This is a genomic window from Levilactobacillus zymae, assembly GCF_032190635.1.
GTDB classification, from domain to species: Bacteria; Bacillota; Bacilli; order Lactobacillales; family Lactobacillaceae; genus Levilactobacillus; species Levilactobacillus zymae_A.
Genome location: NZ_JAVLAS010000001.1, coordinates 2,612,889 through 2,625,559, shown reverse-complemented (window position 1 = coordinate 2,625,559; position 12,671 = coordinate 2,612,889). Strand labels below are relative to the sequence as shown.

The window sequence follows — 12,671 nt, the reverse complement described above, 5'->3', positions numbered from 1 at the left end:
GTCTGTTAAACTGCTAGCGATTCGTTTAAGAAGCGAAAAAATTAAACAGATAACGGGTGAGCCGGCAAATAATCTTGTACAATATGGGTAAAAGCGGTACCAATCTAAGGAGGTCTGGGCCATGGCGCCAGTTGAACAAGTCGCACAAACGCCACCGTTGACTCGCGGGTTAACGGCCGCCGAGGTGACCAAGCGGATCGATCAGGGCTTAAAGAATGACCCGGTCCCGCCGCTCACCCGGAGTGTCAAACAGATTTTTCGGGATAACCTACTCACGCTCTTTAACTTAATTAATTTAGTCTTAGCCGGCCTGGTCCTGCTAACGGGTAGCTATAAAAACCTATTGTTTATCGGGGTCGTGGTGGTCAACACCGGGATCGGTATTTTTCAAGAAATCCGGTCTAAGCGCCAGGTGGACCACCTAGCGCTACTCTCGGAAGGCCTCATTCGGGTGCGGCGGGACGGGAAGACCATGGCGCGGCATCAAGACGAGATCGTTCAAGACGACCTGCTCGAAGTCGGCCGTGGCGATCAACTGCCGGTCGATGGTCTGATTCGCGAAACCACGGGACTCGAAGTTGACGAATCCCAGATTACCGGGGAGTCCACGCCAATCACCAAACGGACCGGCGATACGCTGATTTCCGGCAGCGTCCTGTTGGGCGGTAAAGCGGTGGTACAGGCCACTCAGGTCGGCCAAAACAGCTTCGTCAAGCAACTGGCCCATTCGGTCAAGCAACAGCACCGCACCGCCAGTCAATTACTCAATACGATCAACCGGATCATTAAAATTTTAACCATCGTGATCATTCCGTTGGGAATCCTGCTATTCATCGCGTCGCTGGTCAAGGGCCAGGGAACCAACCGGGCCATCTTGGGAACGGTGGCCGCCATGGGCGGGATGATTCCGCAGGGGTTAGTCCTCTTAACCTCGGTAGCCTTAGCGGCGGGGGCCTTTACGCTGGGTCGAAAAAACGTGTTGGTGCGCGAATTGCCGGCCATTGAAGCGTTAGCCCGGGTCGACGTACTGTGTCTGGATAAGACCGGGACCATCACCAGTGGCAAGCTGAAGTTTGAACGGTTGGACCCGCTGGGAACGACGAATGTCGCGACCGCGCAGACGATTCTGGCGCAACTGGTGGCTGCGACCGGTGACGATAACGAAACCGCCCAGGCGATTCAAGCGGCGCTGGGGACCCCGACCGTCACGGCGGACGCCGTCTTGCCGTTCTCGTCGGGGCGGAAGTGGAGTGGTGCTCAGTTAGCTGGGCAGGCCTACGTGATGGGCGCTCCCGAGTTTATTTATCAGCAGGTGCCGGAGGTCGTCCAACATCGGATTCACACGCTGGCGGCCCAGGGTTACCGGGTCCTGTTACTGGCGCAGGTCGACCAACTAACCACGCCTAAACCCGTTAACCCTCAAGCGCTGGCCTTGATTTTGATTACCGATGAACTGCGTCCCCACGCTGCGGACACCTTTGATTTCTTCGTGACCCAGGACGTGGCCCTAAAGGTCATCTCGGGGGACAATCCCGTGACCGTGGCCAGTATCGCCCAGCGGGCCGAAATCCCGGGATCCCAGGACCTGGTGGATATGAGCCAGGTGGGCGAACAGCCCGACTACGACCGGTTGGTGGCGACCTACAACGTCTTTGGTCGGGTCACGCCCCAACAGAAGGAGGGGCTGATCAAGGCCTATCAGGCGGCTGGTCACACGGTGGCCATGACGGGGGACGGGGTTAACGACCTGTTAGCCCTACGGCAGGCTGACTGTAGCATCGCCATGGCGTCGGGGAGTGAGGCCACCAAGAGTCTGGCCGACTTTGTGTTGATTAACTCGAACTTCGATGCCATGATTAACGTCTTAAACGAGGGTCGCCGGGTTATTAACAACATTGAACGGGTCGCGTCGCTCTTCTTGATCAAGACCATGTATTCGGTGGTCCTGACGTTGATCTTTATCTTCATGAGTCGCAGCTACCCGTTCGAGCCAATTCAGTTAACCCCCATCTCGTCACTCATGGTGGGGATCCCCACGTTCTTCTTAGCCTTACAGCCGAACTACACCCGGATTGCCGACCGGTTCATGAAGCAAGTCATGGAGATTGCGGCCCCGGCCGCGGTCTGCGTGGTGGGCTACATCCTAGTGATCATGGCCATCGGCACCCAGTTTCACCTGAGCTTCGCCACGACTTCGACGTTAAGCGTTCTAATGACCGGGTTGGTCAGCTTAAACGCGTTACTGATGGTGGCCCGGCCGTTGAACCGCTTCAAGATTGCCTTGGTGCTGGTGATGGCGGCCCTATTCGCGGTCATCTTCCTCTTCTTCGGCAACCTGTTCTCGCTGGTGAACCTCTTGAATTGGCAGTTAGCGTTGCTCTATCTCCCGTTGATGGTCAGTGTCCAGCCGGTCTTTTTACTGGTCCAAACGATCCTGGGTAAGCGCATCTTAAGTCGAATTCGCTGGCGTTAGCTGAAAGTGACAAAGTTAGTGGTTAGCTAGTCACAAAGACTAGGTAACGTGTTATAATGGTGCCAAACAACCGAAGGGCAGGGAACGACGATGGCAGACTTTAATCAATACACCCGCTGGGAAACGCAGATGCACGGGGTCAAGCTCCCCCGGTGGGACGACTTACCCAAGTTTGATTTGTACATGGATCAGGTCACCGCACTGGTCAATGAGGTGCTGGGACCGCTGGGCGTGGATACCATCACGCCGGCAATGATTAACAACTACGTGAAGCACAAGGTGATTTTGGCGCCGGTCAAGAAGAAGTACCAGACCATGCAGCTGACGGATATCTTGATGATTAGTCTGCTTAAGCCGATATTTCAGACGGACACGGTCCGCACGGGGATCGACCAGATCACGGCGGGCGATTACCCGAAGCAGGCCTACGATAACTTTATTGGTAGCTTAGAGGACCGGCTACACCACCTCGGGGAAGATCAGGTCCAACCGGCCGCCAAGAACCTCAACGAAAAGTTGATGCAGGTGGCGGTGGACGCCGTGGTGGCGCGGCTCCAATCGGCCAAGTTATTGACCATGATTAAACGGCCGCTCCGAAAGGTTGAAAAAACCAAATAGCTGTCCGGGTGCTTGCGCCTAGACACGATTAACGCATCTGAAAAAACGGTGAACTTACGTCGCAACGTGAGTTCACCGTTTTTAGGTTGGCTAACCATGTTTGATAGGATAAACGTGGTCGGGGCTAACGCTTAAGCGCTCCGGCTGACCAGATTTAGCCGCAGGGGCTGCCGCGAGGTTATTGCGTCTGGGTTTCCAGACTTAACTCGTTCATGAAGGTCAACAAGAGGTTGGCGTAGCTGGGATGATCCGTGTTGTTGCGGATTTCATCCTGCATCGCGTGGAGGTTATTCGTGATGATCCCGTTGACGCCCAGGAACATCATCTGGTCGAGCTGGGTGATGCTGTCGATATCCCAAGCGTAGACCTTCTGGTGGTGCTTGGCCGCCTGATCGATGAAGTTATCGTTGAGCGTCGTGGCCTCCATGGTGTAGGCGTTGGCGTCGGTGTACGGGAAGGTCAGGTTGTAGGGCAGGATATAGCTAACGAACAGCTTGGGATCTTCGCGTCGCAACGCCGTCATGATGCGGTAGCTGAGGGTGTGGACCTGGTCATGGTTGGCTAGGAGGGTGGCGCCGTAGCGGTCAACGAACCGTTGGGCCACGTCCGGCGTCGTGGCCGAATTGGTTTTGATTTCCACTAATAGTTTCTGATGGTGGGCGATGGCGGCCTTCAGGTAGGCGTCGAAGCTAGGAATTTTGGCCTGGTAGCCGTTTTCGGAAACCGTTATCTTGGTTAATTGGCTTAGTGTTAGGCTACCAACACGCCGGTTGACGTTCGCCAAAGCCTTGAGATTGGTATCGTGCATGACCACGAATTGATGGTCCTTGGTCTGCTGGATGTCCATTTCCACGTAATCCGGTTGTTCTTGGCTGGTCTTGACCAGCGCCGGAATCGTGTTCTGGACGCCGTTACCGTTGTCGACGCCACGGTGGGCGATCGTCAGGGGCTTGCTGATAGCCAAACCGTTAAGGTAGACCAGGTTGAACGTGACTAGCATGGCGGAGATGATGACCAGCCCGGCAATGATCAGCACGCGAGTCCGGCGTTTGGTGCGAGCCGGCTCGCGGAAACTCAGCAGCATCATGGGCGTGGGTTCGTGATCAGCGTGACTACTGAGGATGATGGACATGAACAGGATGGTGGCGTAGCACACCACAAACTCGGTCAGGACCTCCATCAAGAAGAGGTTGATCGTGGCGGCGACCAGGGCAATCTTGGTGGTATCGAAGTAGAGCTGTCCCAGATAAATGGCGGCGTACACGATGGCCACGACTAGGCTGACCATGGCTAACGTAACCACCATCCGGCTGAAGTAACGCCAGAAGTCGAAGCGGGTGGTGCGCCAACTTTCCCGGATGGCCGCGCGGCTATGGTATTGGTCGAGCATCATCAGGGGTAACACGGCGATTAACCGGATTCCCAGGTAGATGGCCAGCACGTAGAACAAGATTAGAACCGTTGCCCAAATGGGGTTGGCCATTAAGTATGTCGTGATGAAGCTGGGAATTTTGGCCTTATTCAACAGGGGCGTGGAAAACAAGATGCTGCCGAAGGGCATGATGATCAAAAAATAGCCGATGAAGAACAAGAAGGTGCTGGGAGAAGCCCCCGTCAGACTGGTAACGGTGGTTCGTAAGAGCTCGCGGGTGGTTCGCGGTCGGCCAAGGCGAATGTTACGAATCCCCAAAAGGAGGAAGGCAAATTGCCAGTAAACCAGGACCATGATGGCGAGCAGAATAAGTAATAGCCCGAGAATGGCAAGTGGATGCTTAAAGACGATGCTGCCTAAGTTGGTGTACGACACGTAGGGAATTCGTTGCCAGCGAAGTAGTGCGGCGGTGAGCCAACTAAAAATGGGGATAGCACAGTAACTGATAATGATGTTGGTGAGGAAGACTAGCGACACGTAACTTCCCCAATGTTGCCAGAAATGGCGGGTATTTTGGCGCCAAAAGGCCCAAGCTTGCATGATTGATCCAACTCCTCTTTCCCAGAGGCACGACTAGGCGGTCGCCTGTAGTGGTTACGCTAGTCGAGTGAGTGCCCCTTTATCCTTTCAATTTACCACAATCGGGCGGAGGGTTGCGGCTTTTCCGTTCTCAATTTATTGCCAGCTAATTGGAAAAACATGAAAAATGATGACGATGTGAGTGACTTCACACACGAAATTCTTAAAATTTTTGCCGTTAATTTTAATTGTTGTTGTATGCGCTTACAACCCTAAAGGCTTAGGCCATTGTCCTGACGCGAGTTAAACCGCTTGCACTGAAAATTGTGATATTTTGAGCACAAAGTGGTTGACGTTTGAAAGAATGATGGTAAACTAGGACTCGTGAATAAGTTAACAAGATGTTTTCAAGCATAATGGAGGCATAGAGATGTTAAAAGACGTAAACGTAAAATCAACCAAGAAAGACGCCAACACTGAGACCGTCGACCAAATGATCGACCGGTTAGTCACTAAAGCGCACACCGCATTGTGTGCCATGGACGACTTCACCCAAGAAAAAGTGGACCACATTGTGCACCAAATGGCAATTGCCGGATTGGACCACCATATGGAACTGGCCAAGGCCGCATATGAAGAAACCGGACGGGGGAACGTCGAAGACAAGGCCGTGAAGAACATGTTCGCGACCGAAGAGATTTGGCACTCCATCAAAAACGATAAAACGGTCGGCATCATTAAAGACGACCACGAACGCCAATTAATCACCGTGGCCGAACCCCTAGGAATCATCGCCGGGGTTACGCCGGTCACCAACCCGACGTCTACGGCACTATTCAAGTCCTTGATTGCCGTCAAGACGCGGAACCCGATCATCTTCGCCTTTCACCCGCAAGCCCAGAAGTCGTCCGTGATGGCTGCTAAGGTTGTCCGCGACGCTGCGGTAGCCGCCGGTGCGCCTGAAGGTGTGATTCAATGGATCGACAAGCCAAGTCTGGAAGCCACGACCGCGTTGATGAACCACCCGAAGGTTGCCAGTGTGCTGGCCACCGGGGGTCCCGGCATGGTCAAGGCCGCTTACTCCACCGGGAAGCCCGCCTTAGGGGTGGGACCTGGTAACGGCCCAGCCTATATCGAAAAGACCGCCAACATCAAGCGCGCGGTCTACGACATCGTGTTATCCAAGACGTTTGATAACGGGATGGTCTGTGCGTCCGAAAACAGCGCCATCATCGACACCGAAATCTACAACGACGTCAAGAAAGAAATGCAGGCGCGCGGCGTTTACTTCATTAAAAAGGCCGACCATAAGGCCTTAGCCGACGCCATGTTCCGGCCAGAAGGCGGGGTCAAGGGCCCAATCGCGGGGATGTCCGCCATCAAGATTGCCGACCTAGCCGGTATCAAGGTTCCCGCTAACACCAAGGTCTTAGCCGCCGAAGTTACCGGTATCGGCCCGAAGGAACCATTATCTGCCGAAAAGTTGTCACCCGTGCTGTCCGTCTACAAAGCCACGAGTCACGAAGACGCCTTTAAGAAGGCCGACGCATTGCTCCACTTCGGTGGGTTGGGCCACACCGCGTCCATCCACACCCAAGACGACGACTTAGCCACGGACTACGGCATCAAGATGAAGGCCAGCCGGGTGCTGGTCAACACGCCATCCGCGGTCGGGGGGATTGGGAACCTGTACAACGAAATGATTCCTTCCTTAACTCTAGGGACCGGGTCATGGGGTAAGAACTCCGTTTCCCACAACGTCTCGTCCTTCGATCTTCTGAACATTAAAACAATTGCAAAGCGGCGAAATAACATGCAATGGATTAAATTACCTCGGGTTTACTTTGAAAAGACGTCCGTACGGTACCTCGACGATATGCCCGGCATCAAGCGGGTCTTCCTGGTAACCTCCCCATCGATGGTTCAACTGGGTTACGTCGACACGGTCTTAAACGAACTGAAGCGTCGGCCAGACGGGATCGAATACTCCCTTTTCTCCGACGTGGAACCCGATCCAACCACGGACACGGTTAACCGTGGAGTGGCACAGATGCGGACCTTTAAGCCCGACACCATCATCGCTTTAGGTGGGGGGTCACCAATCGATGCCGCTAAGAACATGTGGCTGTTCTACGAAGACCCATCCGCTAGCTTCTTCGGTGCTAAGCAGAAGTTCCTGGACATCCGGAAGCGGACTTACCGGTTCAAGAAGCCATCCAAGGCCCAATTCGTGGCCATTCCAACGACTTCTGGGACCGGGTCCGAAGTGACGCCATTCTCCGTCATCACGGATTCTAAGACCCACGTCAAGTACCCACTGGCCGACTACGCGTTGACGCCGGACGTGGCCATCGTGGACTCGCAGTTTATCGAAACGGTCCCGAAGAAGACGGTCGCTTACTCTGGCTTAGATGTGTTGACCCACGCCATCGAATCTTACGTGTCGAACATGGCGTCGGATTACACCCGGCCATGGTCCCTGCAAGCCATCAAGCTGGTCATGAACAACCTGACCGACTCCTACAACGGTGACGTTCACGCCAGAGCCGAAATGCACAACGCCTCGACCTTAGCTGGGATGGCCTTCGCCAACGCCTTCCTGGGAATCACCCACTCAGTGGCCCACAAGCTCGGCGGCGAGTTCGGTCTGACCCACGGGTTGGCGATTGCGATTACCTTACCACACGTCATCCGGTACAACTTTAAGGAACCGACTAAGTTGTCCATGTGGCCGAAGTACGAATACTTCCGCGCCGACGAAGACTACGCCGAAATCGCGCGCTTCTTGGGCCTGCCAGGCACGACCAAGGAAGAACTGAAGGAAGCCTTGGTCAAGAAGATTATCGACCTGGCCCACTCGGTTAACGTCACGCTGAGCCTGAAGGCCAACGGGGTCGACAAGGCGCACTTCGATAAGGTGGTCGATCACCTATCCGAACTGGCCTTCGAAGACCAATGCACCACGGCTAACCCGAAGGAACCGTTGATTGCCGATCTGAAGCAAATCATGATCGACGAATACGATGGCAAGGGCGTCGAAAAGTAATTCTCGTCTCCTAATAATTTAACATCAAACCAGAAGTAGCACTGATCACCAATCGTGGTCGGTGCTTTTTCTGTGGGGACGTCGTAAATATTATAGGAAGAAACTCGCAGCTAGGTTTTCATGAGTGGTCGTGTTAGTTGAGAACCCAGCCCAGCAATTTTCATCGATTCTCCCGTAAAAATTGCGAGTTAGTGACCACATTTAGTACGGAAAACGGGACGATTTGAGAGAAAATCGCTAAATTATCATGGGATTTTCATTTTAAATGACAAATTTTACAAGTTTTTCTGGAAAATTGAGGAGGCAAATTCCGGCCAAATTGCGCTAAAAAGGCTAAAAAAGGGAAAAATAAAGCGTTTTATATAACAGCCAGGTTACAAATATGACAAAATGTCATAGTTAGTTGTTTTTCTTAACGCTGCCGTAATCAAACACCAATTTGCGTGTAATACCTATCAGTTATTCTAAGAGCCGTTAAGCAATCAAAGGAGGACATTTACTTTTATGAGTATTAAGAAAGCTTTAGTTATGACGTTAGGGACAGTTGCAGTGATGGGCGCCGGGCTCTTCGCTTCCAACGAAACGGCTAACGCCGACACGCGGGTAACGGTCAAGCAGGGGGATTCTGTTTGGGCCTTAGCCAACAACCACCAAACGTCTGTAAGTGCCATCGAAAAGGCCAACAACTTGCAAAACAGTGCCATGATCTACGTGGGTCAATCTTTGGTGATTCCATCTAACGCAGCGTCCACGACGTCTGCTAACGTGGCTAGCCAAGGTTACACGGCACCAGCAACGACTACGACAACGCCATCAACGCAAAGTCAAACGACTAGCCAAAGCACGACTTCGAACACGACTAGCGCCTCTACTGGCGTTTCTGGTTCCGAAGCCAGTGCCAAGGCCTGGATTGCCAACAAGGAATCCGGTGGGTCGTACTCCGCTACCAATGGTCAATACATTGGGAAGTACCAATTAAGCTCGTCTTACTTAAACGGGGACTACTCCGCTGCTAACCAAGAAAAGGTTGCCAACCAATACGTGGCTTCCCGTTACGGTTCTTGGTCCGCTGCTCAGTCCTTCTGGCAAGCAAACGGCTGGTACTAAAACCAGATTAATTTAACACGTTTAAACTCAAGTAAGCCGTTCGGATGCAGGTCCGAACGGCTTTTTGGTGTCCTGAATTTTTAGCTGGCAGGGTTAATGACTGGCATAGTAGATTTCTTCGCCGCCCAGAAAATGGTAAACTGAAAGACAAACGACGCTAGTGGCCGGTTAACGATTCAGCGTCAGGGCCATGTGGTTCGGTGAGGGGGCAACGCAGATGTCAAAACAAACGTGGTTTAAGGTGGGCGCCGGTGGTTATGGGGCGGCGACCTGGCTGGTGATCTGGTTGGTATTGGTCTGGCTACGAGCTTGACCGCATTGGCTCAACGTGATTCTGGCTTTTCTGATCATTCTGGGCAGTAATTGGGTCCTACGGTGGGTCCCGCAACATAGTCTGGCTCACGATTACTGGGCGGTCGGCTTCATCGGTTGCACGGGGCTCTTCATCCTGCTGACCTAGACGTTGGCTACATATTTTACATATTAATAGTAGAAAAAGGGGAAATTCGGTTGGCGTTGGCCGGCTGAATTTCCCGTTGAACGGTGGTCGTCCTCCCTGGTCGGCCACCATTTTTTGCGTCGTGGCCCCGCATTTTGATCAAAATCACGCCCGAAAGCGATTACTCACCGCCTGTATGTTTCAGGGGGATTAACCAGATTGCGAAATGTCACATTTCCCCGTTTTTCTTAATTCGTTCGTCATCTAACTTCAATTCGGGTGTAACGTCCAGCGGTTATGATAGTAATCGTTAAGTAATCACGACAGATTCACCAAATTCAAGGAGGACATTCATTTTATGAATTTCAAAAAAGCTTTAGTATCGACTCTTGGGACCGCCGCTGTTTTAGGCGCAGGGTTCTTCGCCAGCACCACTTCCGCTAACGCCGACGTCCGGGTAACGGTGAAATCGGGAGATACGGTTGCTAAGATCGCTAACCAATACAATTCAAGCATTTCGGCCATTGAATCGGCCAACAGTTTAAAGAACGTTAACATGATTTACGTGGGCGAATCCCTGGTCATTCCAAGTTCCGCTTCCACGACCACAACGACCCAAACCACGACGCCAAGCACCAGCCAAACGACTAGTGCTAACACGAACGCCGCAACGACGACACAGGCGGCCACGACGGGGACCACGAACTACAGTTCCCAACAAAACACCAGTGCCAACACGACGGCTAACACGACCAGTACGTCCAGTGCCTCGACTGGCACTTCCACGAGCACCTCGTCTAGCTCCGAAGCCGCAGCCAAGGCTTGGATTGCCAACAAGGAATCCGGTGGGTCTTACTCCGCCACCAACGGGCAATACATCGGGAAGTACCAATTAAGTGCTTCCTACCTGAACGGGGACTACTCCGCAGCTAACCAGGAAAAGGTCGCTAACCAATACGTTTCTTCCCGGTACGGTTCATGGGCCAAGGCTCAAGCCTTCTGGCAAGCTAACGGTTGGTACTAAACCAAGGTATCTTAAAAAACTAACCAGTCCGAAAAACGCCATCATCCGCGATGGCGTTTTTGGCGTGCCGTTGACAGGCCAAAACAGCAGAAAATGGGGAAAATCGGGGGCATTTGACCCCATATTACAAAAAATGGGGCGGACTGTTACGGTTTTGTAATCTCGCGACAACGACCCTGTAACTTGGACAAGTTAAGATGGTCTTAAGAATTCACTAGGGGGTTATTTCCATCAAAGTTAAGCATTTGTTCATGGTTATGTTAACAGTTATGGCACTAGCCTTACCTAGTGTCGCCGTTGTTGCCGGTAATACGGTTACCGCGCAGGCCAAAGTGACCTACGTGTCGAAGTTGTCGAAGACTCAACAGGCCGCTAAGAACTGGATCGCGATGCGCGAATCCGGCGGCAACTACCGCGCCCGTAACGGTATCTACTACGGCAAGTATCAATTAACCATCTCGATGCTCCATGGAGATTACAGTAAGGCCAACCAAGAAAAGACGGCTGACCGTTACACCCACAACCGGTATGGTACCTGGACCAAGGCCAAGCGCCACTGGGTGATCCACCACTGGTATTAAACGCGACATAAGCTGAGGCATTCAATCTGCAGATTGAATGCCTTTTTTGGTGACGCGGGCGAATTTTAGGCGGCAAAGATGAGTTTAATGAGATTTTTGCTAAGGATCTTCCAATTTAACCAATTCTTTCTTGAAAGCGGATACAGTTTTATTTACACTAGGAAGTAATCAATGCAAGATTGGGAGGGGTCATTGTATGACCAAAGTATTAGCTATAAACGCCGGAAGTTCCACCTTGAAATGGAAACTATTTTCCATGCCGGATGAAACCGTGATTGCATCGGGTTTGGTGGACCGGTTGAATCTACCCGGCTCAATCTTCAAGGTTAAGCTCGCTAACGGGCAGAAGCACACCGAAACGCAGGATAACATTACCAATAAACTCGCGGCAGCCATGGTGTTGACGCGCTTGAAAACCTACGGTATCGTGGATCACCTGGGTGAAATCGCCGGGGTGGGGCACCGGATCGTGGCCGGCGGGGAACTCTTCAAAGATTCCGCTGTGATCACGCCGTTGGTTTTGAAACAAATCAAGGCCCTGAAGGACTACGCTCCCCTACATAATCCCGTGCAGGCCTACTACATCGAGGTCTTTCAGCAACTCTTACCGGAGGCCCAAGAAGTCGCGGTTTTTGACACGTCGCTGTACGCGAACATGCCTGCGGTCAACTACCTTTACAGCATTCCGTACGAGTACTACGAAAACTTTGGCGCTCGGAAATACGGCGCCCATGGGACCAGTCACCGGTACGTCTCGGCGCGGACCGCAGAGATTCTGGGGAAGCCGTTAGAAGAGCTAAAGCTGGTCACCTTGCACCTAGGTTCCGGGTCGTCGGTCACCGCCTTTGATCACGGCAAGGCCCTCGACACCTCGATGGGCTTCACGCCGCTAGCCGGGGTGATGATGGGGACCCGTTCCGGGGACATCGATCCATCGTTAGTGGGTTATTTGGCCGAAAAGTTGGACGTGACCATGCCGAAGATGATCGATATCTTGAACCACAAGTCGGGTCTGCTGGGTGTTTCCGAATTGTCGCCCGACCAACGGGACCTGGAAAAGACGCAAGCTGAGCGGCCTAAGTCGAAGTTGGCCCTCGACATGTTCGTCAACCGGGTGGTCCGGTACGTCGGGAGCTACGTGGCCGAACTGGGCGGCTTAGACGCCCTGGTCTTTACCGCGGGTTCCGGGGAAAACGGCATTGCTATGCGTCAGGCTATCGCGGATAAACTTGGCTACTTGGGCGTGGCAATCGACCCGGCCAAGAACGATTTCCGCGGCGAAGAGCACATCGTCAGTCCCGACGATGCACCGGTCAAGGTGTTGGTCGTCCCGACGAACGAAGAGCTGATGATCGTGCGCGACGTGATGCGGTTAGGCCAACTTTAACCTACCGTTAAGGTTCAACGATTGAATATTTCAGTTCAATAACAA

General features: G+C 52.8%; 9 protein-coding genes. 8 read left to right on the top strand and 1 reads right to left on the bottom strand.

What is annotated here, in order from left to right; genetic code table 11:
- The first annotated feature begins 121 nt into the window (after window positions 1-121).
- Window positions 122-2,473, top strand: a complete 2,352-nt coding sequence (locus RI501_RS12465; RefSeq protein ID WP_313823073.1) for a cation-translocating P-type ATPase — start codon at window positions 122-124, stop codon at window positions 2,471-2,473.
- A 90-nt stretch (window positions 2,474-2,563) separates the two neighbouring features.
- Window positions 2,564-3,091, top strand: a complete 528-nt coding sequence (locus RI501_RS12460; protein WP_313823071.1) for a DUF1836 domain-containing protein — start codon at window positions 2,564-2,566, stop codon at window positions 3,089-3,091.
- A 178-nt stretch (window positions 3,092-3,269) separates the two neighbouring features.
- Here RI501_RS12460 and RI501_RS12455 read toward each other — a convergent pair whose 3' ends face one another.
- The gene (locus RI501_RS12455; RefSeq protein WP_313823069.1) at window positions 3,270-5,063 is read right to left on the bottom strand and encodes a glycerophosphodiester phosphodiesterase; all 1,794 of its coding nucleotides are present in this window, start codon (window positions 5,061-5,063) and stop codon (window positions 3,270-3,272) included.
- 409 nt (window positions 5,064-5,472) lie between these two features.
- On the opposite strand from RI501_RS12455, the gene adhE reads away from it, so the two are divergent.
- From adhE to RI501_RS12425, 6 genes are all read left to right on the top strand, one after another.
- Window positions 5,473-8,088 (top strand): bifunctional acetaldehyde-CoA/alcohol dehydrogenase, encoded by a 2,616-nt coding sequence (gene adhE / locus RI501_RS12450; protein WP_313823067.1) that lies wholly within the window; start codon window positions 5,473-5,475, stop codon window positions 8,086-8,088.
- A 504-nt stretch (window positions 8,089-8,592) separates the two neighbouring features.
- The gene (gene apf, locus RI501_RS12445; RefSeq protein WP_313823065.1) at window positions 8,593-9,195 is read left to right on the top strand and encodes an aggregation-promoting factor; all 603 of its coding nucleotides are present in this window, start codon (window positions 8,593-8,595) and stop codon (window positions 9,193-9,195) included.
- A gap of 328 nt (window positions 9,196-9,523) precedes the next feature.
- Window positions 9,524-9,655, top strand: coding sequence for a hypothetical protein (locus RI501_RS12440; RefSeq protein WP_313823063.1), 132 nt, complete (start codon window positions 9,524-9,526; stop codon window positions 9,653-9,655).
- A 337-nt stretch (window positions 9,656-9,992) separates the two neighbouring features.
- On the top strand, window positions 9,993-10,658 hold the full coding sequence (apf, locus tag RI501_RS12435; RefSeq protein WP_313823062.1) for an aggregation-promoting factor: 666 nt from the start codon (window positions 9,993-9,995) through the stop codon (window positions 10,656-10,658).
- Between the two features lie 257 nt (window positions 10,659-10,915).
- Window positions 10,916-11,239, top strand: a complete 324-nt coding sequence (locus RI501_RS12430) for an aggregation-promoting factor C-terminal-like domain-containing protein (protein WP_396442527.1) — start codon at window positions 10,916-10,918, stop codon at window positions 11,237-11,239.
- 196 nt (window positions 11,240-11,435) lie between these two features.
- Window positions 11,436-12,626: an acetate/propionate family kinase gene (locus RI501_RS12425; protein ID WP_313823059.1), complete on the top strand. Its 1,191-nt coding sequence runs from the start codon at window positions 11,436-11,438 to the stop codon at window positions 12,624-12,626.
- Window positions 12,627-12,671 lie beyond the last annotated feature (45 nt).